General features: G+C 56.9%; 21 protein-coding genes. 10 read left to right on the top strand and 11 right to left on the bottom strand.

Features of this window, described 5'->3' with window-relative positions:
* Positions 1-31 precede the first annotated feature (31 nt).
* Both recN and AABB29_RS18120 read left to right on the top strand, forming a co-directional pair.
* Complete coding sequence (recN, locus tag AABB29_RS18125) at positions 32-1,681, top strand: DNA repair protein RecN (RefSeq protein WP_373636667.1); 1,650 nt, start codon at positions 32-34, stop codon at positions 1,679-1,681.
* Positions 1,682-2,466: 785 nt separating this feature from the next.
* Positions 2,467-4,155 carry a chloride channel protein gene (locus AABB29_RS18120; RefSeq protein WP_373636666.1) on the top strand — a complete coding sequence of 563 codons (1,689 nt, stop codon included), beginning with the start codon at positions 2,467-2,469 and terminating at the stop codon, positions 4,153-4,155.
* 26 nt (positions 4,156-4,181) lie between these two features.
* Here the strand turns inward: AABB29_RS18120 and AABB29_RS18115 are convergent, their stop codons facing one another.
* From AABB29_RS18115 to cobS, 6 genes are all read right to left on the bottom strand, one after another.
* The gene (locus AABB29_RS18115) at positions 4,182-4,523 is read right to left on the bottom strand and encodes a DUF427 domain-containing protein (protein WP_341365578.1); all 342 of its coding nucleotides are present in this window, start codon (positions 4,521-4,523) and stop codon (positions 4,182-4,184) included.
* A gap of 80 nt (positions 4,524-4,603) precedes the next feature.
* Entirely contained in the window at positions 4,604-6,388 is a 1,785-nt protein-coding gene (locus AABB29_RS18110; RefSeq protein WP_341365579.1) for an aminopeptidase P family protein, read from the bottom strand.
* A 55-nt stretch (positions 6,389-6,443) separates the two neighbouring features.
* Positions 6,444-8,324 (bottom strand): cobaltochelatase subunit CobT, encoded by a 1,881-nt coding sequence (gene cobT / locus AABB29_RS18105; RefSeq protein WP_341365580.1) that lies wholly within the window; start codon positions 8,322-8,324, stop codon positions 6,444-6,446.
* A gap of 55 nt (positions 8,325-8,379) precedes the next feature.
* Positions 8,380-9,039 (bottom strand): hypothetical protein, encoded by a 660-nt coding sequence (locus AABB29_RS18100; RefSeq protein ID WP_341365581.1) that lies wholly within the window; start codon positions 9,037-9,039, stop codon positions 8,380-8,382.
* A 63-nt stretch (positions 9,040-9,102) separates the two neighbouring features.
* Positions 9,103-9,495, bottom strand: a complete 393-nt coding sequence (locus AABB29_RS18095) for a hypothetical protein (protein ID WP_341365582.1) — start codon at positions 9,493-9,495, stop codon at positions 9,103-9,105.
* A gap of 134 nt (positions 9,496-9,629) precedes the next feature.
* Positions 9,630-10,616: a cobaltochelatase subunit CobS gene (cobS, locus tag AABB29_RS18090; protein ID WP_341365583.1), complete on the bottom strand. Its 987-nt coding sequence runs from the start codon at positions 10,614-10,616 to the stop codon at positions 9,630-9,632.
* A 501-nt stretch (positions 10,617-11,117) separates the two neighbouring features.
* Here cobS and AABB29_RS18085 point away from each other — a divergent pair.
* Positions 11,118-11,672 (top strand): hypothetical protein, encoded by a 555-nt coding sequence (locus AABB29_RS18085; RefSeq protein WP_373636665.1) that lies wholly within the window; start codon positions 11,118-11,120, stop codon positions 11,670-11,672.
* 88 nt (positions 11,673-11,760) lie between these two features.
* Here AABB29_RS18085 and AABB29_RS18080 read toward each other — a convergent pair whose 3' ends face one another.
* Entirely contained in the window at positions 11,761-12,396 is a 636-nt protein-coding gene (locus tag AABB29_RS18080; protein ID WP_341365585.1) for a J domain-containing protein, read from the bottom strand.
* A gap of 78 nt (positions 12,397-12,474) precedes the next feature.
* On the opposite strand from AABB29_RS18080, the gene AABB29_RS18075 reads away from it, so the two are divergent.
* A complete protein-coding gene (locus AABB29_RS18075; protein WP_341365586.1) occupies positions 12,475-12,726 on the top strand; it encodes a BolA family protein in 252 nt (83 codons plus the stop codon).
* Here the strand turns inward: AABB29_RS18075 and AABB29_RS18070 are convergent, their stop codons facing one another.
* The gene (locus tag AABB29_RS18070) at positions 12,727-13,134 is read right to left on the bottom strand and encodes a DUF4177 domain-containing protein (RefSeq protein ID WP_341365587.1); all 408 of its coding nucleotides are present in this window, start codon (positions 13,132-13,134) and stop codon (positions 12,727-12,729) included.
* Positions 13,135-13,243: 109 nt separating this feature from the next.
* A complete protein-coding gene (gene gatB / locus AABB29_RS18065) occupies positions 13,244-14,755 on the bottom strand; it encodes an Asp-tRNA(Asn)/Glu-tRNA(Gln) amidotransferase subunit GatB (RefSeq protein ID WP_341365588.1) in 1,512 nt (503 codons plus the stop codon).
* A 143-nt stretch (positions 14,756-14,898) separates the two neighbouring features.
* Here gatB and AABB29_RS18060 point away from each other — a divergent pair, with 143 nt between their 5' ends.
* Positions 14,899-15,600, top strand: coding sequence for a transglycosylase SLT domain-containing protein (locus AABB29_RS18060; RefSeq protein ID WP_341365589.1), 702 nt, complete (start codon positions 14,899-14,901; stop codon positions 15,598-15,600).
* Here AABB29_RS18060 and AABB29_RS18055 read toward each other — a convergent pair.
* On the bottom strand, positions 15,542-16,417 hold the full coding sequence (locus AABB29_RS18055) for a 1-acyl-sn-glycerol-3-phosphate acyltransferase (protein WP_373636664.1): 876 nt from the start codon (positions 16,415-16,417) through the stop codon (positions 15,542-15,544). The two genes, AABB29_RS18060 and AABB29_RS18055, sit on opposite strands and share 59 nt — an antisense overlap.
* A gap of 101 nt (positions 16,418-16,518) precedes the next feature.
* Positions 16,519-19,068, bottom strand: coding sequence for an aminopeptidase N (gene pepN / locus AABB29_RS18050; protein ID WP_341365590.1), 2,550 nt, complete (start codon positions 19,066-19,068; stop codon positions 16,519-16,521).
* 125 nt (positions 19,069-19,193) lie between these two features.
* On the opposite strand from pepN, the gene AABB29_RS18045 reads away from it, so the two are divergent.
* The 5 genes from AABB29_RS18045 (at position 19,194) to AABB29_RS18025 (ending at position 23,825) form a co-directional block, all read left to right on the top strand.
* A complete protein-coding gene (locus AABB29_RS18045; RefSeq protein ID WP_373636663.1) occupies positions 19,194-19,334 on the top strand; it encodes a DUF2256 domain-containing protein in 141 nt (46 codons plus the stop codon).
* Between the two features lie 107 nt (positions 19,335-19,441).
* Complete coding sequence (locus AABB29_RS18040) at positions 19,442-21,583, top strand: malate synthase G (RefSeq protein WP_341365592.1); 2,142 nt, start codon at positions 19,442-19,444, stop codon at positions 21,581-21,583.
* Positions 21,584-21,621: 38 nt separating this feature from the next.
* Positions 21,622-22,050, top strand: coding sequence for a heme-binding protein (locus AABB29_RS18035; RefSeq protein WP_341365593.1), 429 nt, complete (start codon positions 21,622-21,624; stop codon positions 22,048-22,050).
* 178 nt (positions 22,051-22,228) lie between these two features.
* Positions 22,229-22,996, top strand: a complete 768-nt coding sequence (locus AABB29_RS18030) for a gamma-glutamyl-gamma-aminobutyrate hydrolase family protein (protein ID WP_341365594.1) — start codon at positions 22,229-22,231, stop codon at positions 22,994-22,996.
* A 139-nt stretch (positions 22,997-23,135) separates the two neighbouring features.
* Entirely contained in the window at positions 23,136-23,825 is a 690-nt protein-coding gene (locus AABB29_RS18025) for a D-lyxose/D-mannose family sugar isomerase (RefSeq protein WP_341365595.1), read from the top strand.
* Positions 23,826-23,852: the final 27 nt, after the last annotated feature.

The raw sequence follows: 23,852 nt of genomic DNA, 5'->3' as shown, positions 1-23,852 counted from the left end.
GATGCGCGTCGGATGACAGCCAGGCCCTGACATGCTCCGTAGTCTGAATATCCGGGATATGTTGATTATCGACCAGCTGGAACTGGCGTTTCAGCCGGGTTTGAACGTGTTGACCGGTGAGACGGGTGCCGGGAAATCGATCCTGCTCGATTCGTTGGGCTTTGTCCTTGGCTGGCGCGGCCGGGCCGAACTGGTTCGCCAAGGTGCCGCGCAGGGCGAGGTGACCGCCTGTTTTGATATTCCCATTGGCCATCCTGTCATGGCTGTCTTGGAAGAGGCAGGGATCCCCGCCGAGGATGAGCTGATCTTGCGCCGCGTCAATACCCGCGATGGCCGCAAAACCGCATGGGTCAATGATCGGCGCGTCAGCGGCGAGGTGCTGCGCGCCTTGTCTGACCGCTTGATTGAGCTGCATGGCCAACATGATGATCGCGGGCTGTTGAATGCGCGTGGTCACCGTCAGATGCTGGATGCCTATGGCGGCTTAGAGGGCGATGTTGCCCAGTTGGCCAAGGCTTGGCAGGCTTTGGGCGCTGCCCGCCAGGCCCTTGATGCGGCCGAGACCCGTATCGCCGAAATCCGTACCGAAGAGGAATATTTGCGCCATGCGGTGGCCGAGCTGGACGCGCTTGCACCTGAACCGGGCGAAGAGGCGGCTTTGGACACCAAACGCCGCATGATGCAGGCTGCCGAAAAGATCCGCACCGATATCGCCAAGGCGGGTGAGGCGCTGGGGTTGCAGGGCGCAGAGGGGCTGATCAGTGATGCTTCGCGCTGGCTGCAAGGGGCCGCGGCCCAGGCCGAGGGGCAGCTTGATGCGCCGCTTAACGCGATTGAGCGGGTGATGACACCGCTGGATGAGGCTCAGCAGGGCATTGAAGCCTGTCTTGATGCGTTGTCGTTTAACCCGGCCGAGCTGGAAGATGTCGAGGAACGGCTTTTTGCCATTCGCGGATTGGCGCGCAAGCATAATGTGCTGGCCGATGAGCTTAGCGCCTTTGCCGATGACCTGCGCACCCGGCTTTCCGTGTTGGATGACAGCACAGATGGGCTTCAGAAACTGAAAGCGGCTTTGGTGGCCGCCGAAGAAGCTTACGACCATAAGGCCGCGCGCCTGTCAAAAGGGCGGGCGAAGGCGGCCAAAGCGCTTGATGCGGCCATGGCCGCAGAGCTTGCCCCGCTCAAGATGGAACGTGCCGTGTTCGCAACTGATATCGCAGCATCTACGCCCGGCCCAGAAGGGGTAGATGAGGTTGCATTTCAGGTTGCCACCAACCCTGGTGCGCCCGCCGGGCCACTGAACAAAATCGCTTCGGGTGGGGAGCTGAGCCGCTTTTTACTTGCGCTTAAGGTTTGCCTGACCGGAACCAAGGGCGGGTTGACCATGATCTTTGATGAGATTGACAGGGGCGTTGGCGGCGCAACGGCCGACGCGGTTGGGCGCCGTTTGGTGGCATTGGCAAGCGATGGCCAGGTGCTGGTGGTGACCCACTCACCGCAGGTCGCAGCCCTAGGGCAGCATCATTGGCGGGTTGAGAAACGTCAGACGACAGCGGAAACGACCTCGACAGTCGTGCCTTTGGACGATGATGCACGGGTGGATGAAATCGCACGGATGTTGTCAGGCGACGTGGTGACCGATGCGGCAAAAGCGGCAGCGTTGGAACTGATCAGAAGCTGAGAATGAAATAGGGGCGGCAGGCACCTTGCTGACGCAAATTCCCCACCACCCCTTTTAACATACGGGTTACCCAACCCACTCTTTAATTCTGTACGATCGGCCACTCACCTCCGACACGTCCAGCAATCACACTTAGAAAAAGCCGCAAACGTCTTTTCCCCGTAACACTTTGCTTGAGGGTCCAACTATGGAACAAGCAAAGACACTTGTTAACGACACCAGGTCATACTGACCTGCAAAACAAATATACCGGCTCGTCTATAAGTCAATCAACCTGTACCAAAGTATGTCAGTAGTGCTGACCTACGATTGGAGGTTGCATGAGGTGGCTCCCGGTTTCGGTGAGTTTCGGTCTCATTTTTTGGAAAGAAGCGTAATGATATGGCTTTTTTTATTGACTTTGGGTGCGGTTGACCGGTCGTAATTTCACCGACGCTACCGCGAAGTTGTGCGATGAGATTCGCAGTGATTCCCTTATACCCAATGTCTAAAATGCAACCTTAAATGGTTAATCGGTCTGCCGAAAATCGGGTGTGATGACCTCACGTTCCCGTGATCTGATGGCGCAACAGACAGCTGGTATTTGCCCGGCTCTCATCTTCGGACGCGTGGGCGAAGCAAAGACGGGGCGGCGGAAAATGCGCCCTGTGCAACATGTCCAGAAAAATTGAAAATCTCAACCGGGTCCTGATGTTGCAGAGCAAACCAAATTCGCTCTAGAACGGTTGTGAAGAGTATGATCGGCCAGCTTTCTGATGAGGCAAGCCGATTGGAAAGCAGGCGCTATGGGTAATCCAGACAAATCAGTGATGCAAAAGGGCATTACAGAACTGTCTGATGCATGTTGGCGCGCTGCCCATGTCATGAAAACCCGTGGGCCCAGCCAAATCCAGTTTTGGTTTATCGCGTTGGCCATTGGTATCAGTGCGGGCGTGGTTGCTGTCCTTTTTCGTCTCGGGATCGAGTTTATTCAGGCAACCGTCTATGGCACGCAGGACGTCCGATTTCTGCATTCCTTCGTGGCAGGGCTGGCATGGTATCAGATCCTGCTGATCCCGATATGTGGCGGATTGATCGTCGGTCTCATTCTGGATCGGTTTACTGATGACGGACGGGTCCGTTCGGTTGCTGACGTGATCGAAGGGGCGGCTTTGGCAGAGGGGCGCGTGGAAATACGGCGCGGCCTTGCCTCGGCGGCGGCGTCGATGATTACCTTATCGACAGGCGGATCAAGCGGGCGCGAGGGACCGGTGGTGCATTTAGCGGCGGTCGTATCCACCGGTGTTTGCCGTTGGATCAGGGCAAATGGGATCACGGGGCGTGATTTGCTGGGCTGCGCCGTCGCTGCCGCAGTATCGGCCAGTTTCAATGCGCCGATTGCGGGGGCGCTATTCGCATTGGAAGTTGTCTTACGGCATTTCGCCGTCCATGCCTTTGCGCCAATTGTGATCGCATCGGCGGTGGGAACCGTCATCAACAGGCTGGTTTTTGGCGACGTGACGGAATTTGTGCTGCCTGTGCAAAACGCGTTGGCCTTCTATGTCGAATTGCCGGCGTTTTTGATCCTGGGGCTGGTCTGCGGTCTGGTCGCCGTTGTCTTGATGAAAGCGATCTTTTTTGTTGATGACGTGGGCAACCGGCTGCAAGAGCTTACGGGTTTGCCGCGTTTCTTACGCCCGGCCGTTGCTGGCGCTTTGCTAGGCGGTTTGGCGATTTGGTGGCCGCATATCATTGGGGTCGGGTATGAAACCACATCGGCCGCACTCACCGGAGAGCTGTTGCTGCACGAAGCAATCATCTTTGTGATCCTCAAGATCATCGCGGTTGCGATCACCATGGGGGGGCGGATGGGCGGCGGCGTTTTCTCGCCTTCATTGATGGTCGGCGCGCTGACCGGATTGGCCTTTGGCATCATCGCGACATCGATCTTTCCCACCGTGTCGGGTGAGGGAACGCTTTATGCGTTGGCCGGAATGGGGGCCGTGGCCGCTGGGGTGCTGGGCGCGCCGATTTCCACAACCTTGATTGTGTTCGAACTGACGGGCGACTGGCAAACCGGCCTTGCGGTGATGGTCGCTGTGTCGCTGTCTTCGGCGCTGTCCTCGCGGATGGTGGACCGATCATTCTTTTTGACCCAGCTTGAGCGGCGCAATGTGCATCTTGCAGCCGGGCCACAAGCCTATCTGCTGGCGACGTTCAAAGTCGTCAGCGTCATGCGCGCGCAAGGTGCCGCCAATGGGGCCGAGGAAGAGGCCTGCTGGGATTTGGTACGCGACGGCGTCTACATTGATGGCAATGCGACGCTTGAGCAGGCCATGCCACTTTTTGATCAGGGCGGCTACCGGTACATCCCGGTGGTGACGCTGGGCGGCGAAGATAGCCCGCCCGAGCTTTGGGGCGCATTATTCCAAGTCGATGCGTTAAGGGCGATGAATAAAGCGCTGTCAGACACCGCAGCCGAAGAGCATTCCTAAAGCCCTGACGCCAAGACCAGACTAAACTAAACCTCTTCTACGGTGACCTTCGCAGTATAAAAGGCGATATGATCCTTGATCGCCGCGACCTCTGTTTTGGGGGCCTCATAAGACCAAGCGGCATCGGCAATCGGGCCGCTTTTGGCGACGATTGTGAAATAGCTGGCTTCGCCCTTATGCGGGCAATGCGAGCTTGTCTCGCTCGGTTCCAGAAAGGTCATTGCGATGCCGCTGCGGGGAAAATAGGTGACCGGAGGAAAATCCCCTTCGATCAATTCCAGCGCATTACTGCTTTCGCCTAAAACGGCGCCTGCGGCCCGGACAACCCAAGTGCCCGAAGCGGGCCGAATTTTGATATGATCAGCCATAGGCGTGTCCTTTCATGGGCGCGATTGAAAGCGCCAGTTAGGGTCTTGGTCGTCTAGGCGTTCGCTGTAACGCTTTGATGTCAAAGCGGCGCGCAGGCGCGACGCAGCCACGCAAGTGGGGCATCATCCAGTCGGGGCGCCAGCTGCTGCAATGTATCAGCATGGTAGCGATCGATCCAGTCCCGTTCTTGCGTGCTGAGCAATTGGGTATCGATCAGTTGTCGGTCAAAGGGCACATAGGTAAGCGTTTCAAAATCCAGCATCGCGCGATCGTCTCCGCCCGCGATTGGGGCGGCGTCGCGGACAACAATCAGGTTTTCAATACGAATGCCAAACGCGCCCTCGCGGTAATAGCCTGGCTCATTGGATAGGATCATGCCGGGTTCGAGAGCTACAGTAGAGCGGCGCGAGATCCCTTGCGGGCCTTCATGCACGCACAGATAGCTGCCGACGCCGTGCCCCGTGCCGTGATCATAATCCAGTCCCGCCATCCAGAGCGGGGCGCGGGCCAGCGCATCCAAATGCTGCCCGCCAACCCCTTTGGGAAAACGTGCGCGGCTGACTGCAATCATACCCTGCAGGACACGCGTGTAGCAGGCGCGCTGTTCGGCATCGGGCGTTCCAATGACAACTGTGCGGGTGATATCGGTCGTGCCGTCGACATACTGACCACCGCTATCCACCAAAAGCAGCTCATTCAGGCCAATCGTCCGGTTGGTTTTTTCATTAACGCGGTAATGCACAATCGCCCCATGCGGGCCCGCGCCGCAGATCGTGTCAAAACTGATATCGCGCAAAGCGTTTGTCTGCGCGCGGAAGCCTTCCAGGGCGCGGACAACATCGATTTCGGACAAGGTGCCTTTGGGGGCTTCGACGTCAAGCCAGGCCAGAAATTGCACCATCGCAATCCCGTCGCGTTCATGCGCGGCGCGCGCGCCATCAATCTCGGTCTGGTTCTTGCGCGCCTTTGGCAGAATGCACGGGTCGCGTTTTTCGAGTACGGCGACATCGGCATCCTGCAAGGTGGTCTGGATGATCTGCGGGCAGGATTGTGGATCAATCCTGACAGGACCGGGCAGGGCGGCAACGGCATCAAGAAATGCGGCCACTGGGCGAATTTCGACTTCGGCCCCAAGGTGGTCTAAAACATCGCGTGCTTTGCCGTCGCCTGCAAAAAGGGCGACCTTGCCTGATTGGTCCAGGATCGCAAAGGCCTGCGGAACGGGGTTGCGTGGAATGTCATTGCCCCGGATGTTCAAAAGCCAGGCGATACTGTCGGGCAGGGTGATAATTGCGGATTGCGCGTCAAGGTCGGTTGCCAGCCGGTTGCGCTTTTCGGCATGCGGCTCGCCCGCCTGTGCCAAGGGTTGCGCAAAGAATGGGGCGCTTGGCGGGGCAGGTTGATCATCCCAGATGGCATCCACGAGATTTTCTATCGGGGTAAGTGTATAGTCGGTCAGCGCGGTTTGCAGTTGGTTCACTTCGCGTACAGTGTGCAGCCACGGATCAAAGGCGATGGTGCGCCCAGCGGGAAGATTTGCTTTGAGCCAATCGGCAAGCTGCTCTTCCGGCCAGGGAATGGGTGTAAATACATCCGCAACTTCGGCGCGGACTTGTACGCGGTAACGCCCGTCTACAAAGATGCCAGCGATGTGATTTAGAACAGCGCAAAACCCCGCTGAACCGCTAAATCCGGTCAACCATTCAAGGCGCGCATCCCTGTCAGCGACATATTCGCCTTGATGTGCATCAGCGCGGGGAACCAGGAAACAATCAACTTTGTTTTGGGCCATCCGATCGCGCAATCGGACCAGTCTTGGCGGTCCTTGATCAGGTGAGGACTGGCTTTCAAATGTTTGAAACATATAGTGAAACCTTAATCATTTGTGCCGTATCAAATTTCTAGAAATTTGATATCGCTCAGCTCGCTTTTCGCATGCCCATGACCCGCGCCCGCTTGCGTGGGTCGCTGTCAAACAAGCTAGCCAATTGTTCGGTCATCGCACCAGCCAATTGTTCGACATCCGTGATGGTCACCGCACGTTCATAGTAACGGGTGACATCATGACCGATCCCGATTGCGACAAGCTCGACCGCCTTGCGTTTTTCGACCATCTCGATCACATCACGCAGGTGTTTTTCCAGATAATTCGCTGGGTTAACGGACAAAGTTGAATCGTCGACCGGCGCTCCATCCGAAATCACCATAAGGATCTTGCGCTGCTCGCCGCGCAGCGCCAGACGCCGATGCGCCCATTCCAGCGCCTCGCCGTCGATGTTTTCCTTCAGCAGTCCTTCTTTCATCATCAGCCCCAAATTGGGACGTGTCCGCCGCCAGGGGGCATCAGCCGACTTATAGATGATATGGCGCAGGTCATTCAGCCGGCCAGGGGTGGCGCCGCGCCCATCAGCCAGCCATTTCTCGCGCGATTGCCCGCCTTTCCAAGCCTTTGTGGTGAAACCCAAAATCTCGACCTTCACATCGCAACGCTCGAGCGTACGCGCCATAACGTCGGCGCAAATGGCGGCAATCGAAATCGGACGCCCGCGCATAGAGCCCGAGTTATCCAGCAGCAGCGTCACAACCGTATCGCGGAATTCCATATCCTTTTCGACCTTGAAGGACAGCGGCGTCGTGGGCGAGGCCACGATCCGCGCCAGCCTACCGGCGTCCAGAATGCCTTCTTCGCGGTCGAATTCCCATGATCTGTTCTGCTGGGCCTGCAACCGGCGCTGCAACTTATTGGCCAGACGGGACACGGCACCTTTCAATGGCTCAAGTTGCTGGTCAAGATAGGCGCGCAGCCGTTCCAGCTCGACCGGTTCGGCAAGATCTTCTGCCGCGATTTCTTCGTCAAAATCTGTGGTCGATACACTATAATCAGGGTCCGCGTCCGAGACAGGCTGCGGCATGGGCGGATCCAGTGGTGCCTCACCTTCGGGCATTTCTGTTTCTTCGCCCATTTCTGCATCAGCCTGATCATCCATGCTGATCTGGGCTTGGCTGGCATCCTGTTGCTCTTCCTGGCTTTGCTCGGGGCTGCCTTCAGCGTCTTCGCCATCACTCTCATCATCGCCAGTGGTGTCAGCTTCGTCTTCCTGATCGTCTTGGGCTTCTTCGGCGTTGTCCTCTTGATCCTCATCAAGACTATCGGGGTCATCCCCCAATTGGTCGCCATATCCCATGTTGCTGATCAGCTGGCGGGCCAATCTGGCAAAGGCCTGTTGGTCATTCAGTGTCTCGGACAGGTTTTCCAGCGCAGTGCCGCAATGATCTTCGATAAAGCCGCGCCACAGCTCCATGACATTGGCCGCCCCCTTGGGCAGATCGCGGCCCGTGGCAAGATGCCGGATCAGATAGCCCGCGGCCACGGCCAGAGGGGCATCAGAGGCTTGGCCGATTTGTTCATACCCTTTGCGCAGCGCCTCATTTTCGATCTTCGCATCGATGTTTCCCGCAGTGCCGGGCATGTGCTGCGCGCCCACGGCTTCGATGCGGGCCGTTTCCATAGCATCATATAGATCACGTGCCATTTGCCCTTGGGGCATATACCGCGCGGCGACACCCGGGTCGTGAAACTTATGGCGCAGCGCATAGGCATCAGCGGTTCCGCGTGCCAAAAGCACCTCATCACGGTTCATCCGGCGGCTGACCTGGGGCAGGCGGATCGTATCGGCTGTTTGACCCGCAGGATCGACCGAATAGGTGACCGAAAGTTCGGCATCATCGGCCAAGACCTTGGTCGCTTCGGCAAGCGCTTTTTTGAACGGGTCGGCTGGGTTGTCGGATGGCTTACTCATAGGGCCGTTAGATCATTGGTCGGGCACCGGGGCAAGGCCAAGTCAGCCAAGTTCGTCAGTCGAGCTCCCATGTATCGCGCAGCTGCGCACAACGCGCTGGCAGATGGTAGTCATATGTCAGATCGGCCAACGGGGTGGCCGAGGGGGCATCACGCCCGGATTGCTCAAAAAGGCGATCATCATCCGTCAGATCGCCGGTTTCGGGATCTACTTGCGGCGGCGTGCCCGAAACTTCGTAAGCGCCTGTCAGAAGGTTGATATCGCAAGCGAATATGCTGTTATCCAGCCGGTCATATGTTGTGAACGTATAACCCACCAGCATCAGGATGCCATCGCGCATCGCGACCGTATGGGTAAGACGCCACGGATTTCGGCCTGAGCCAGATTGTTCTGAATGGATCATCAGTGAACCCTGCTCAGAACGTTCTAGATAGGGCGTATCGCCAAACATCCCGCCGCTCCAAACCGCATTGCGGACAACCAGGATTGGCTCAGCTAAATTGTCCTGCACATTTGGCATCACAAAAATATCTGCGCTGCCTCGCTCATCGGCGCTTTTCAAAAGCGTGACTTGTTCGCAGCCGATATCCTCGGTCAGGTCAATGCAGATTGTGTCGATCAAGCGGGCAAGAGTAGCCGCCTCCTGTTGCGCTTTGGCGGGATGGGCCATCACGTAGGTGGCAAGGATAACAATAAGGAAGAATGGCTTTTGCATAAACAGCTCCATCAATATGGCGATGGGGTCAGGCTACGTTCTGCGTCCCGAAATAGCGAGAGGTTAGCTCGTAAGTAACCCTGCGCATTCTTGGGTCAGGCTAACCGCGCGTGCCTCAGCCCAGGCTGCATCGGCAGGATCGTCATTGAAGGTTGCACGGGTCAACAAAACCGACTGCGCATGCTTGGCCATGAGGCGCCAATGCAGCACCTGCCGCCCTTCATCCGGTTTCGCAATTGCGGTGACCAAATCAATCATTGACGCCCGCTGCCGCTTGGTTTGCTCAGATGCGGCACCATCGAACATCCATTGATGTTCCATCAGCGCAGACAAGCGCCCTGTACAGGTGGCAAAATAGTGAAGCTGATTTTCGTGGGACGGGGCCGCGCGCGCGGTAGTGGCTTGGACCAAAGCCAGTAGGATGAATGATAGAATGGAAATCCTTATTGCGCCCATAAAGTAATCATGTATGCAAATTTATCGCCAATCAAGTGTGCATAATGAAAACTTTAGCGATTATAGATCGCGCAAAACAGAACGCCCCGGCAGCGATGCCGAGGCGTTTGTGCGATCAATGGCGCAGTCGATTGCTAGGCGAGGCTTTGGCTTGCAGCGCTTTCTGGCAGTTCTTCATCAAAGCAGCGCTGATAGAATTCAGCAACTGTCTGACGCTCAAGCTCATCACATTTATTCAGGAATGAAAGCCGGAAGGCGTAGCCAATATCGTTGAAAATCCGTGCGTTCTCGGCCCAGGCCAGGACGGTCCGGGGGGACATCACGGTGGACAGATCGCCATTCATGAACGCGGTCCGTGTAAGGTCGGCCACAGTTACCATCTGGCTGATCGATTTGCGGCCATGTTCAGTATTGAAATGCGGCGACTTGGACAGAATGATCGCGGCCTCTGCATCGTGGCTGAGATAGTTCAAGGTCGCCACCAGTGACCAACGGTCCATCTGGGCTTGGTTAATCTGCTGCGTGCCGTGATATAGCCCCGTCGTGTCGCCCAGCCCAACGGTGTTTGCTGTTGCAAATAGCCGGAAATACGGGTTCGGCGTGATGATTTCGTTCTGATCCATCAAGGTCAACTTGCCGTCGGCTTCAAGCACACGCTGGATCACAAACATCACATCCGCGCGGCCGGCATCATATTCGTCAAAAACGATTGCCACAGGGTTGCGCAGGGCCCAAGGCAGGATGCCTTCGTGAAATTCAGTAACCTGCACGCCATCGCGCAGTTTGATGGCATCTTTCCCGATCAAATCGATCCGGCTGATATGGCTATCAAGATTAACGCGGACAGCAGGCCAGTTCAGACGGGCAGCGACCTGTTCGATATGGGTCGACTTCCCCGTGCCGTGATAGCCTTGGACCATAACGCGGCGGTTATAGCCAAAACCAGCCAGGATCGCGAGCGTCGTGTCGGGGTCGAATTTATACGTGCTGTCGATCTCGGGGACGCGGTCCGTCCGATCTGCAAACCCTTTGATCTTCATATCGCTGTCAATGCCAAAGACATCTCTGACAGAAATCTCTTCGGTGGGTTTCGCCTGCATATCGGTGCTTCCGTCGGCCATGCGTCTTGCTTTCTGTTGGATCTCAGGTGCGTTCTTGCGCAGATGCAACATAACGGGCTGCGCTGCAAGTGGAAGGGGTGGCAGCGCACATTGTTGCGGCAAATGCGGATGGAATTGGTTCGGGATGCATGTGGCGGGTAGGTGATTCCCTGAAATTCGCTGGCTGGGCGGGGAGGGGCGCAAGTAAGTTGGCAAAATATGACCCGAAACCGTCCGAAACACACCCCATCACGGGACGGTTCTTTGATTCGAAGCAGCATTGTTAACGCATTTTTAACAATCAGGGGTGCGGATCGCCTTTTGGTTGCGGGAAAATTTGACAAGAAATTCCGTGCGTTAACCAAATTTAGGCGAAAATCCGCCATTTTTTATTGTTGAGACCCGTAAAATGTGGCACAAAATTGCCTAGATTTAACCGCGATGTGAGTTTGGACACATATTTCGTCCCCTCTTTCATGCGACGGTCCTGGAAATTAGATTGTTGTTATAGGAGTAGGCGCAATGTCAGCGCGTTTGATCGAAAAATTCACATTGGATCGCCCAGAAAAAGCGACCATCGCCGCATATGCCGCCATCGTGGCAATGACGGCGGGAATGACCATCCTGATCATGTCCGGTATCGAAGGCGATAGCTTGTTGTGGGGTGACAAAAGCTGGTTTAGCTATTGGATCATCTCAGCGGGCGCAATCAGCGGCATCATCGGAATGTCTCTGGCGCGGGGCTGGATGGGCGGCGAAGGTATCCTTGGCAGCTTGCGGGCCATTGTCGGCGGTGTCGCAATCGCGCTGATCGCCTCGGTGGCCGCAGGTCTGATGATTGATCCGCTCTTGGGCGGCGTTTATGGCCCGATCCTTTTGATGACAGAGTTCATCAATCAGCCATGGCTCGCTGCTGCTTGGATGATCGGGGCCGCAGGCGCACATGTACTTCTGGTTTTCGCAGCCCGCGAGCGGATGGACGATTTTATTCGGTCAGGTTCTGGCCGCGCTGTGGGGGCGCTGAGCCGCCTGTCGCAGGAAAACCTCTACCGATCCAGACGGCAAACCTGGCGCTAAGTTTCTGTTGGTAATAAGTTCTTGAGTCAAAAGGCGCGCCATCACGGCGCGCCATTTTATTTTCTTCAACCGGCGGCTCCGGGCGGGATCAATCCTTTTCACGGAAGTTGCGGCTGACCTTTACCTGATCCCAGGCCCAGACGACTTCAGCCAGCTGTTCTTCTTGGCTGCGATCACCACCATTCATGTCTGGGTGCAGGACTTTGATCAGGGCCTTATAGGCCTTGCGAATTTCAGGCTTTGACCAGCTATCCTTGGCTTCAAGGATCTCAATGGCGCGCCGTTCGGTCGGCGGGAGCTTGCGGCCAGCCGTCGTACCGCGCCCAGGGTTTTGCGTCGCATTTGCGCCCAACACCTGATGGGGATCATCGACACCAAGCCTTGCCCAGGCACGTTCTTCGACGGTTCGCTTAAATGGTTTTGTCGGACGCTCCCAGACGCGATCTTGATCCATTTGTGCGGCCAACTCAGCCTCGGATGTGGTGTCAAAGAAATTCCATTTCAGGTTATATTCGCGCACATGTTGCTGGCAGAACCAATAATAGTCATCCAGAATGTCCGGCGATTTTGGCGCACGGTATTTGCCCGCCTCTTGGCAACCCTCATGGTCGCAGACCCGGGTCGATGTCTCGGATGCACCGGACATGCCACGCCGCCCGCGCGGGTTTTTCTTCTTTGAACTCGACACGGACATGTCAAAACCAAAGGGATCATCTTTCTTCATGACGCGACTCATCTTTTCGTTGCGGACGTTAGACTTTAAACCACTGACCGAGAGATTGAAGAGGGTAGGATCAGAATAATGACGCTAGAGACAGAAATTATCACGTCACTGCAAAAACTTTCGCCAACCCATTTAGAAGTGCTGAACGAAAGCGCGCAACATGCCGGTCACGCGGGCGATGACGGATCAGGTGAAAGTCATTGGCGGGTCGTGATCCGCGCCCCAGAACTGGATAATCTGTCACGGCTCGCGCGGCATCGTGCCATACATGCCGCCTTGGGGGCTGAGATTATCGGGCGTATTCACGCCCTGGCAATCGATATTCGTTAGTTATTCAGCAGCCACGTCTGATGACGGGGGCTTAGGTGCGACCACTGGGGTAGGTGGCGTGACCTTTTTCTTTTCGGCAAGACGCTCGTCGCCTGTCTTTTCGGTCACAACGGGCGGGGTTGGCCTGGCGATTGGTTTCAAGGCTTCGGCCTGTTTGGGCGCTGATTCCTGCTTGGCTTTCAGAGGACGGCGGAACACCAACATGTTCTGATACACGGTTGTCTTGCCCATCAGACCTTCGCGCTGTTCGGATGGCAATGTGTCTGTGCGCAGATAGTCCCAGCCATCGGCGGCCAGTGTGTTCATTTCGGTTTGCAGCGCATTTGCAAAGCGTTCTTCGGCCGTTTTGATGCCTTTGGCTTTCAACCCGCGGGTCGGCGCTGGCACAACTTTATATTCATATGACATCACATCACCCCTATTCGCACCCAGCGCTTTTAGCAAACCCGGGGAATGATTCCAAGGATTTGCCAAGCTGCGTCGTTAATGGGCCAAATTGGGCCAGTGCAGCGGGCTGTCAAAGTCCCAGCTTTTCTTTAACGATCTGGTTGACCGCAGCAGGGTTTGCCTTGCCGCTTGTGGCCTTCATCACCTGACCAACAAACCAGCCCGCGAGTTTGGGATTGTCCTTGGCCTTTTCGACCTGCGCTGGATTGGCGGCGATGATCTCATTCACAGCCGTTTCAATGGCGCCGGTATCTGTGACTTGCTTCATGCCTTCGGTCTCGACAATCTCAGCCGGGTCGCGGTCTTGGGTATAGGCGATTTCGAAAACATCCTTGGCGATCTTGCCCGAGATATCACCGGCCTTGATCAACCCGACGATCTGTCCCAGACGCGCGGCCGAGATTGGGCTGCTTTCAATATCCTTGTCGTCCTTTTTGAGGCGGCCGAACAGTTCGTTAATGACCCAGTTCGCGGCGAGTTTCCCATCGTGGCCCTCGGCCACTTGTTCGAAAAAGGCGGCGTTTTCGGCTTCGGCGGTCAGAACCGAGGCATCATAGTCCGACAGGCCGAAATCACCGATAAACCGGGCTTTTTTCTGGTCGGGAAGCTCGGGCAATGCCGCCTTGATGTCGTCAACCCAAGCCTGTTCGATTTCAAGCGGCAGCAGGTCAGGATCGGGGAAATAGCGGTAATCATGCGCTTCTTCTTTTGAGCGCATGGACCGCGTTTCATTTTTGTCCGGATCATAGAGACGCGTTTCCTGATCCACCGATCCGCCAGCTTCGATGATGCCAATTTGGCGATCCGCCTCGACCATAATCGCCTGCTGGATAAAGCGGGTTGAGTTCATGTTCTTGATCTCGCAACGCGTGCCCAAATGGGAAAAATCCTGCGTTTCCTGATATTTTTCATAGTCCCCAGGGCGACAAACCGAAACGTTGACATCCGCCCGCAGGTTCCCGTTTTGCATATTGCCGTCACAAGTGCCCAGATAACGCAGAATCTGGCGCAGTTTCAGCACATAGGCGGCGGCCTCTTCTGGGCCGCGAATATCGGGGCGACTGACGATCTCCATCAGGGCGACACCGGTCCGGTTAAGGTCCACGAAAGACATCGCTGGATCCATGTCATGGATCGATTTACCCGCATCTTGTTCCAAGTGAATACGTTCAATCCGCACATTACGCGCCTTGCCATCACCCATTTCAACAAGCACTTCACCCTCGCCGACGATGGGATGATAAAGCTGCGAAATCTGATAGCCCTGCGGCAAGTCAGGGTAGAAATAGTTCTTGCGGTCAAAGGCGGATTTCAGGTTGATTTGGGCGTTCAACCCCAGACCGGTTTTAACGGCCTGCGCAACGCAACCTTCGTTGATCACCGGCAGCATGCCTGGCATGCCCGCATCCACAAAGGCCACATTGCTGTTTGGTTCCGCCCCGAAAAGGGTCGATGCGCCCGAGAACAGCTTGGCATTTGTGGCGACCTGCGCGTGCACCTCAAGCCCGATGACCAGTTCCCAGTCACTTGTTGCACCGGCGATCACTTTGGGGGCAGGGGTCTCATAGGTCAGATCAAGCATCTGGCACATCCTTTGGTCAGCGTTTGATGGGGGTTTAAAAGAACGAGCGGCTGGCATCAAGTGAACTTGGACCCCGGCTGAAAGCTGCCATGTTTCTTTTGCAGCGCTTGCGTGTTTGGCGCCGCATGTGCAGGCTGATGGGCATGAAAATTCTGCCCGTCATTGCAGCCTGCCTGCTGGCCGCCAGCGCGGCCTTCGCGCAATCATCCGTGACGCCGGACATAGCGCCCGATATCCGCCCCGTTGCCCGTGATCCGTTTTTGCCACGTGCGCGTTGGGATTTCCAACAGGGCAGCCATTTATGGACCCGCGCTGCCATGTCGGCTGTGGCGACCCATGCGCAGGCGCTGACCGGCATTGTGCCGCGCGATATTGAAACATGGTGCCCAGGCTATGAAACCGCATCGACGCGGGACCGGCAGGCGTTTTGGGTGGGGATGATGTCAGCCCTGTCCAAGCATGAAAGCACCTATAATCCGCGCGCCATTGGTGGCGGTAATCGATGGTATGGGCTGCTGCAAATTTATCCCGATACAGCGCGGCGTTATGGCTGTTACGCCGGTACCGGGTCGGCATTGCAGAATGCGGCCAACAACCTGAATTGTGCGGCCCGTATTATGGCGGTGACGGTCGCGCGTGATCAGGCCGTTGCGCTGCATGATGGGCGCTGGCGCGGCGTTGCGGCGGATTGGGGGCCGATGACCAGCCGGGCCAAGCGCAACGAAATGGCCGCCTGGACCCGGGCACAAAGCTATTGCCGCGTGCCGGGTAGTATCAGACCGATCATCAGGCCTCGTTTATTCGCCGACGCCCCAGCCACGACCGTGACGCTGCCACAAGATTGACGGCCGGCGCGTCCTTACCGCCAAGGGCCAGTGTGGCCTTGCGCAGCATTGCGATCCCGTCTTCCGAGTTTTTGGGAATGGCCGCCGCGGAAATCGGCTCGCCCACGGTGACGCGGAAGGGCTGTTTGGCCTTGTTCAACGTCTCATGAAACAAGGTGATATCCCGCAATGTCGGATGGATCAGATCAAACAGATAAAACAGGGCCGAATTGCGGGCCTGAATATTCACCGGAATGACAGGCAGATCGAATCTACGTGCCAGCATCGCCGCCGACGCCATCCAGGGCCGCTCAAAAAGCCGCAGCCCGCGCCGCTGCGCCAAGCGGCCTGATGGAAAGATCACGCCAAGACGCTCTTCTTTTGTGGCGCTGCGAACATAGGCCATCGTCTCGCGGGTCTTGGCATGGCTGCGCTGCTCTTCGCGCCATTCGACCGGGGCGATCATGCTTTCCATTTGCGGCAAGACGCGCAGAATATCGCGGTTGGCAAAGAAATAGGCATCTGGCCGGGCTTTGGTGATCAGGTGGTTGAGGATGATCCCATCGGCAATGCCCGTTGGATGGTTTGCCACGATCAGGGCAGGGCCATGGGCCGGAATATTGCCCAAGCCTTTGGCTGTCACGCTCTGGGCCAGCTTGGCGGCCATCTCATCCATAATCTGCGCCGAGGTCGCATGTTCCAGCGATTTGGCGATCGTTACTGTTTGATCATAGCCCAGCATTTTATGCAGGCCACGTTTGACGATACGTGTGCCGGGGCGCTTGCGATAAAGCCAAGGCGCACGTTCGGCAATCAAAGGTTCGATACGATGTTCCATAACACTTACATGGGCATGAGGTTGTAACGATACCACGACAAAATGCGATCCGGCGCTCGATGGCAAAGGATTGCGGCCGCGCGCGCGCAGATCGGCAAGGATTAGCCTAGCATTCGGGTGACCATTTCCGTCGTGTCCCGCGATAGATCTGGGGCGTTGGCGATGCGCTCAAGCGCTGTGCGCATCTTAGCTTGCCGATCCGCATCGTATCTCCGCCAGGTATCAAAAGATGTGACCATACGCGCGGTTGTTTGCGGGTTCAGTGCATCCAGTTTGATCAGCCAATCGGCCATTAGATCATAGGCCGCGCCAGAAGGATCATGGAACCCGGCCGTATTGGCCTTGAGCGACCCAAAGACCGCGCGGAAACGGTTGGGATTTTTCATCGTAAAGGCTGGATGATCGGTCAGCGCCCCGGCAATAGCTGCGGCCGTTTCAGGGGCGGCGCAGCCAACCTGAAGGCCGAACCATTTATCCATCACGAGCCGGTCATGCTGCCATTGCTGTTCAAATTGCTGGGTCTGGGCAGCCCCTTTGCCAATCTTCAGCAGGGCGGTCAGCGCGGCAAGCTGCTGTGTCATATTGTCGGCAGCGTCGTATTGCTGGGCTGCCAACCGCCCGCCATCTGTCTTGGACATCAGCGATAACATCGTATTGCTAAGCGCCCGCTTGCCTGCCGCATCCGCCGCCGGGCTGTACGGGCCGGGCACCGCCATTTCGGCAAAGATACGGGGGGCGATATCCTGCAAATGCTGCGCGATTGTCAGTGTCAGGGCCTCATGCGCCCGGTAAATCGCTGTCGGATCAGGAACATGCCCCGCATCGACAAGGGCCTGCGCGATATCATCCTGGCTCGGCGGGCTGAGAACCCGGGCGCGGAAGGCAGGTTCAAGGCTATCATCACGCAGTACTGCGGTAAGACCATCCAGATAGGCCGCATCGGGGGCTGCATCATGCAGTACCATATCTGTCAGCACATCCTGCGCCAGGCTTCGGGCGGCGTCCCACTTGTTGAAGGGATCCGTATCATGGGCCAACAGGAAAGCACGCTGCGCTTTGTTTTGTTCATGCTCAAGGATGACGGGGGCTGAAAAATCGCGCAGTACCGACAGAACAGGTTTGCTGGCAAGATCGGGGAAGGTAAAGCGCTGCGTTGCTTCGGTCAGTTCAAGCATGGTGGTGGGCAGCACCTCGTGGCCCTTCTCATCCAGTAGACCGATGGCAACCGGAATGACCATAGAGGATTTATCGGTTTGGCCGGGCGTATCCGGTATATGTTGGCCTAGGTGCAGGGTGTACACACCGTCTGCATATTCTTCGGTCACAGTGACGCGCGGTGTGCCCGCCTGATGATACCATAGGGCAAATTGGCTCAGATCACGGCCTGTGGCGTCTTCGAAGACTTTCAGCCAATCCTCTATCGTGGCGGCGTCGCCGTCATGCCGTTCAAAATACAAATCAAGTGCCCGGGCATAGGCATCATCGCCAACAAGGCGTTTCAGCATGCCGATAATCTCGGCGCCTTTTTCATAAACCGTGACAGTATAGAAATTGTTGATTTCGACAAAGCTGGCAGGCCGCACGGGGTGGGCCAGGGGGCCGTTGTCTTCGCGGAATTGATAGGCGCGCAGGACGATTGCATCGTCAATACGTTTGACCGCATGGCTGCGCATATCCCCGGTAAACTGTTGGTCGCGAAAGACGGTCAGCCCTTCTTTCAGGCAAAGCTGAAACCAATCGCGGCAGGTGATCCGATTGCCAGTCCAATTGTGGAAATACTCATGGGCGATGATCGCTTCGATCCGTTCAAAGTTCGCATCCGTTGAGGTCTCGGGCGACGCCAGAACCGCAGAAGAGTTGAAAATGTTCAACCCTTTGTTTTCCATCGCCCCCATATTGAAATCATCGACGGCCACGATGTTGAAAATATCCAAGTCATATTCGCGGCCATAAACATCCTCATCCCATTTCATGGACTTTTTCAACGCCTCCATCCCAAAGGCGCATTTGCCGATATCGTCGGGGCGAACCCAGATATTCAGCGCGATATCGTTGCCGCTTTTGGTGGTGAAACTGTCCGCATCATTGACCAGATCACCCGCAACAAGCGCAAAGAGATACGCGGGCTTGGGCCATGGATCGTGCCATTCCGCCCAGCCCTCGCCTTGGGCCGTGGGGTTGCCGTTGGACAGCAGCACAGGCAGGTCGCTTTCAATGCGCACTGTGAACGGGGCCATCACATCGGGGCGGTCGGGGTAATAAGTGATCTTACGAAAACCCTCGGCCTCGCATTGGGTGCAATACACGCCGTTTGACATATAAAGCCCCTCTAGCGCGGTGTTGGCGGACGGGTTGATCTCAACCAGAGCCTCCCAAATGAAGGGTGCGTTTGGCGCGCTAGCGGTCAGGATGCCGCTGCGGGTTGCCGGTTTCCAATCCTGCCCATTGATCCGGGCCCAGTGTAAAGTCAGGTCTTCCCCATGCAGCTCAAACTTGCCGTCGGGGTTTTCGGGGTTGGGGCGAAAGGCGATGCGCGATTGGACCAGCGTTTTCGTCGGATGCAGCTTGAAGGTCAGATGCACCTCATCAACCAGATAGGCCGGGGGCGTGTAGTCCTTCAGGTAAATGGTCTGCGGGGCGGCATCTTTCATGGGACGGTCCTTTGGCTGGATCTTGCATGAAATCTAGGGGCAGCGGATGGGATGTTCCACCATGATCGTGGGGCCGCCGGACAAAAATTTTTGAATTCGCAGCGCTGCGCCATAGCTTGCACCTTATGCCAAAAATGCGCCGCAAAACTGATCTGCCACAAAAACGCTGCGCGGAATGTGGAAAGCCTTTCACTTGGCGCAAGAAATGGGCCAAGGTCTGGGACGAGGTGCGCTACTGCTCAGAGCGGTGCCGGAGGACGCGGTAAAAGAATAGCTGAGGGTTTGTTGCCTATCGGAAACTTCTGTTCTAAATCGGAACGAAACGCAGGCCGTAGGGTCAACATTACATCCAAACAAAAGAGGGGGAGACATCATGACAGACCGGATCAACAGGCAAGGGCTACAAGTCGCCAAGACGCTTGCAAGCTTTCTGGAAGATCAGGCCTTGCCCGGAACCGGCGTTGATGTTGACGCTTTCTGGACCGGATTTGCCAAGCTTGTGGCCGAAATGGGCCCGCGCAATAAGGCGCTGCTGCAAAAGCGGGCCGATATTCAGGCCAATATTGACGGCTGGCATGTGGCCCAACGCGGTAAGCCCTTTGATGCGGCCGCCTACACGGATTTTCTGCGGGGTAGCGGCTATCTGGTTGAAGAAGGTCCCGATTTTCAGATCGAGACCCAGAACGTTGACCCTGAAATTGCGACCCTTCCGGGGCCGCAGCTGGTGGTGCCGATCATGAATGCGCGCTTTGCGCTGAACGCGGCGAATGCACGTTGGGGCAGCCTTTATGATGCACTCTATGGCACCGATGCGCTGGGCGATCTGCCCGAAGGCAAAGGCTATGACGCGGCGCGCGGCGCGCGGGCCATCGCTTGGGGCCGGGCGCATTTGGATGCGGCTGTGCCTTTGGCCGCAGGGTCTTGGGCGGATGTGACCGATTTGTCCGTCACTGACGGTCTGTTCTCACCGGCACTCAAGGACCCCGCGCAATTTGCCGGCCATATCGCTGCGTCAGGTGATGCCCCGGCCGAGATGTTGTTGCGCGCCAATGGGTTGCTGATCAGCCTCGTGGTCGACCCGGGCAGCACAATTGGCGCTACAGACAAGGCTGGCATCAGCGATATCCGTCTGGAATCGGCACTATCCACGATCATGGATTGCGAAGACTCCGTCGCCGCCGTTGATGCCGAAGACAAGGTTGTCGCCTATCGCAATTGGCTGGGCCTGATGAAGGGCGATCTGACCGAAGAGGTCACCAAAGGCGGCAAGACCTTCACCCGCGAACTGAACCCGGATGTGATCTATCAGGCTCCCGACGGGCAGAGCGTTACGCATAAGGGCCGCTCGCTGATGCTGGTGCGCAATGTCGGGCACCTGATGACAAATCCCGCGATCCTGGATGCCGATGGCGATGAGGTCGGCGAAGGGTTGATGGATGCAATCTGCACCACATTGATCGCGATGCATGATCTGCAACGGGACGGGGGCAATTCGCTCCATGGCTCGGTCTATGTGGTCAAGCCCAAGATGCACGGGCCTGAAGAGGTCGCCTTTGCGGTTGAGATTTTCGACATGGTCGAGGCGATCCTTGGCCTGCCTGCCAATACGGTCAAGCTGGGCATCATGGATGAAGAACGCCGGACTTCGGCAAACCTTAAGGAATGTATCCGCGCCGCGAAATCGCGGGTGGCCTTTATCAACACAGGCTTCCTTGATCGGACGGGGGACGAGATTCATACCAGCATGGAAGCTGGTGCGATGATCCCCAAGGGCGAGATGAAGAATGCGGCCTGGATTGCATCCTATGAGGATCGCAATGTGGATATTGGTCTGGCTTGTGGATTGCAGGGCAAAGCGCAGATCGGCAAGGGGATGTGGGCCATGCCTGACCGGATGGCCGATATGCTGGAAGCAAAGACGGGCCATCCGATGGCCGGGGCCAATTGTGCCTGGGTGCCATCGCCGACAGCGGCGACCTTGCATGCGACCCATTATCACAAAATCGATGTGATCGCGCGGCAGGATGAGTTGAAAGCGGGCGGTGCGCGCGGCACTTTGGAGGATCTGTTGACGATCCCGGTTGCGGGCACAACCGATTGGCCCGCAGACCAAATCACCCGCGAGATTGAAAACAATGCCCAAGGTATCCTGGGCTATGTCGTCCGCTGGGTTGATCAGGGGGTTGGGTGTTCAAAAGTGCCTGATATCAACGATGTGGGCCTGATGGAGGACCGCGCGACGTGCCGGATTTCCAGCCAGGCTTTGGCCAATTGGTTGCATCATGACGTTGTCGGCGAGGCGCAGGTCATGGATGCGATGCGCAAAATGGCGGCGGTTGTGGATGGGCAGAATGCGGATGATCCGTCTTATCTGCCGATGGCCCCGAATTTTGACGGTATCGCTTTCCAGGCTGCGTGTGATCTGGTGTTCAAGGGCCGTATCCAGCCATCTGGTTATACCGAACCTGTTTTGCACAAGCGCCGGCTCGAGCTGAAAGCACAACGTAACCATTAACAAAGATGGGGGAAAACCCCTCATACGAGGAGAGAAAAATGGCAGAGATTTCCGCAAGTAAAGCGCGCAGCATCATCCGCAAGGCAATGGCAAAAGGCGACGAAATGGGGTTCAAGCCCCTCTCGGTTGTGGTGCTGGATGCGGGCGGCCATGTGAAAGCCTTTGAACGGGCCGATGGCGCAGCGCCGGGCCGATTTGGCATCGCTCATGGTAAGGCCTATGGCGCGATCATGCTTGGTATGGCAGGCACCGCCCAAATGGCGCGCGCTGAACAGCAGGCCTATTTCATGGCCGCTGTGAATGGCGTCTATGGCGGGCAGGTTGTTCCGGTGCCTGGCGGCATTCTGGTGCGCGACAAGCGCGGCAATGTCATTGGGGCGGTTGGTGTCACCGGTGATACGTCGGACAATGATGTCATTGCGGGTATGGCCGGGATCGAGGCCGTAGGGCTGACCGGCGAAAGCTAAGCTGACCCACGTGAAACCGACCCCTGCGCTGCTGTGCGGGGGTTTTTTGTTGCCTAAATCGTAATCCTTTTTGCCTAATTGCGGGCTGTGCATTCGTGCCCAGCCGTTTGTGCGCCTGTAGATGCTTTTCCAGCACGGCCGAAACCGCTAGAAAGGCGCAAGCTGAAAGGGAATACGCATGCGCCGCGCGGTTATAGGTATCATTGGCAACAGTTTCTTGATTAATGATGAATACCCCGCCCAAGGGGCCGGGGAGATGAACGCGCAGGCTGTGGCTGACGTCGCACAGGCGCTGCCGCTGATTGTGCCTGCTGACCCTGAAATGGTCTGTATTGAGACCTTGATGAACACCTGCGATGGCTTTTTGTTCACGGGAGGGCGGCCTAATGTGCATCCCGAAGAATATGGCGAGCCCCCGACCGAAGCGCATGGTGCCTTTGACCGCGCACGTGATCGCGTCACATTGCCCTTGATCCGGGCCTGCGTGGCGCGTGGCCAGCCGATCTTTGGGATTTGCCGTGGGTTTCAAGAGGTTAACGTCGCTATGGGCGGCACGCTTTACCCCGAAATCCGCGATTTGCCGGGCCGCGAGAACCACCGGATGCCCCCTGATGGCACGCTGGAAGAAAAATTCGCCCTCCGCCACAAAGTGACGTTTTCAAAAGACGGGCCCTTCACCAAGCTGCTTGGCGAACAAGAGGTTCTGACCAATACCCTGCACGGGCAAGGCATCAAAGATCCGGGTCCACGTGTTGTGATCGACGGCCATGCGCCTGATGGCACACCTGAGGCGATTTATATCGCCGATGCCCCGGGCTTTACCCTTTCGGTACAGTGGCACCCTGAGTGGAAGGCGGGCCAAGATCCGGTGTCCCGTCCGCTGTTTGAGGCCTTTGGCGCCGCGTGCCACGCCTGGTCCGGCGCTGCGCTGAGCAAGGCTGGTTAACGCCGTTTTCCCCTGCAATACTGCGTACAGAACTTGTACATAAGGCGTATGTACGCCTTTGCTGGTCTGCCGCGAAACGGGCTTGGCAAACTCGGCGTGATCTTTGATGCTGTAGCGACGCGGCAGGAAGGCACGGCAGATGAGACGCTCAGAGATCAACGACATTATGGCCGAGGCGGATGCCATGATCCGCCATTTTGGTTTTGCCTTGCCGCCATGGGCCTATTGGAGCCCGGCGGAATTCAAAGCGCGGGTCGTTGATGCGCAGGCGGTCATCGACGCCCGGTGCGGCTGGGATATCACCGATTACGGGGCCGGGCGTTATGATCAGATGGGGCTGTTCCTGTTCACTTTGCGCAACGGGCGGCTGGCTGACCTCCAACGCGGTGGGGGCATGTGCTATGCCGAAAAGCTGCTGATCTCAAAGCAAGATCAGCTTTCGCCCATGCATACCCATGTGATCAAAGCCGAGGACATCATCAATCGGGGCGGCGCGACATTGGTGATTGAGCTTTATGGCGCGGCAGCAGATGGCACATTTGACCCTGACGCAGGCGGGTCTGTCATGTGCGACGGGATTCGGCGCGATTTCGGGCCAGGTGATAAGCTAAGGCTGGCGCCCGGTGAAAGCGTGACTTTGATGCCGGGCGATTGGCATGCGTTCTGGGGCGAGGGGGGCGATGTGCTGATCGGCGAGGTGTCGACCGTCAATGATGATGAGACGGACAATATCTTTCGCGACCCGATTGGCCGCTTTGCTGACATCGAAGAAGATGTCGGGCCGACACATTTGCTGGTCAGCGATTACGCGGCATGGCTAACGCGATAGACCATCACCTTAATTGGGACATGGTTA

Source organism: Yoonia sp. BS5-3 (assembly GCF_038069655.2).
Classification (GTDB): domain Bacteria; phylum Pseudomonadota; class Alphaproteobacteria; order Rhodobacterales; family Rhodobacteraceae; genus Yoonia; species Yoonia phaeophyticola.
This window is presented reverse-complemented; position numbering and strand designations above follow the sequence as displayed.

Bases quoted from the DNA above. Each gene is read 5' to 3' on its own strand.
- recN (WP_373636667.1), top strand. From the start codon at position 32: ATGCTCCGTAGTCTGAATATCCGGGATATGTTGATTATCGACCAGCTG.
- AABB29_RS18120 (WP_373636666.1), top strand. From the start codon at position 2,467: ATGGGTAATCCAGACAAATCAGTGATGCAAAAGGGCATTACAGAACTG.
- AABB29_RS18115 (WP_341365578.1), bottom strand. From the start codon at position 4,523: ATGGCTGATCATATCAAAATTCGGCCCGCTTCGGGCACTTGGGTTGTC.
- AABB29_RS18110 (WP_341365579.1), bottom strand. From the start codon at position 6,388: ATGTTTCAAACATTTGAAAGCCAGTCCTCACCTGATCAAGGACCGCCA.
- cobT (WP_341365580.1), bottom strand. From the start codon at position 8,324: ATGAGTAAGCCATCCGACAACCCAGCCGACCCGTTCAAAAAAGCGCTT.
- AABB29_RS18100 (WP_341365581.1), bottom strand. From the start codon at position 9,039: ATGCAAAAGCCATTCTTCCTTATTGTTATCCTTGCCACCTACGTGATG.
- AABB29_RS18095 (WP_341365582.1), bottom strand. From the start codon at position 9,495: ATGGGCGCAATAAGGATTTCCATTCTATCATTCATCCTACTGGCTTTG.
- cobS (WP_341365583.1), bottom strand. From the start codon at position 10,616: ATGGCCGACGGAAGCACCGATATGCAGGCGAAACCCACCGAAGAGATT.
- AABB29_RS18085 (WP_373636665.1), top strand. From the start codon at position 11,118: ATGTCAGCGCGTTTGATCGAAAAATTCACATTGGATCGCCCAGAAAAA.
- AABB29_RS18080 (WP_341365585.1), bottom strand. From the start codon at position 12,396: ATGAAGAAAGATGATCCCTTTGGTTTTGACATGTCCGTGTCGAGTTCA.
- AABB29_RS18075 (WP_341365586.1), top strand. From the start codon at position 12,475: ATGACGCTAGAGACAGAAATTATCACGTCACTGCAAAAACTTTCGCCA.
- AABB29_RS18070 (WP_341365587.1), bottom strand. From the start codon at position 13,134: ATGTCATATGAATATAAAGTTGTGCCAGCGCCGACCCGCGGGTTGAAA.
- gatB (WP_341365588.1), bottom strand. From the start codon at position 14,755: ATGCTTGATCTGACCTATGAGACCCCTGCCCCCAAAGTGATCGCCGGT.
- AABB29_RS18060 (WP_341365589.1), top strand. From the start codon at position 14,899: ATGAAAATTCTGCCCGTCATTGCAGCCTGCCTGCTGGCCGCCAGCGCG.
- AABB29_RS18055 (WP_373636664.1), bottom strand. From the start codon at position 16,417: ATGGAACATCGTATCGAACCTTTGATTGCCGAACGTGCGCCTTGGCTT.
- pepN (WP_341365590.1), bottom strand. From the start codon at position 19,068: ATGAAAGATGCCGCCCCGCAGACCATTTACCTGAAGGACTACACGCCC.
- AABB29_RS18045 (WP_373636663.1), top strand. From the start codon at position 19,194: ATGCCAAAAATGCGCCGCAAAACTGATCTGCCACAAAAACGCTGCGCG.
- AABB29_RS18040 (WP_341365592.1), top strand. From the start codon at position 19,442: ATGACAGACCGGATCAACAGGCAAGGGCTACAAGTCGCCAAGACGCTT.
- AABB29_RS18035 (WP_341365593.1), top strand. From the start codon at position 21,622: ATGGCAGAGATTTCCGCAAGTAAAGCGCGCAGCATCATCCGCAAGGCA.
- AABB29_RS18030 (WP_341365594.1), top strand. From the start codon at position 22,229: ATGCGCCGCGCGGTTATAGGTATCATTGGCAACAGTTTCTTGATTAAT.
- AABB29_RS18025 (WP_341365595.1), top strand. From the start codon at position 23,136: ATGAGACGCTCAGAGATCAACGACATTATGGCCGAGGCGGATGCCATG.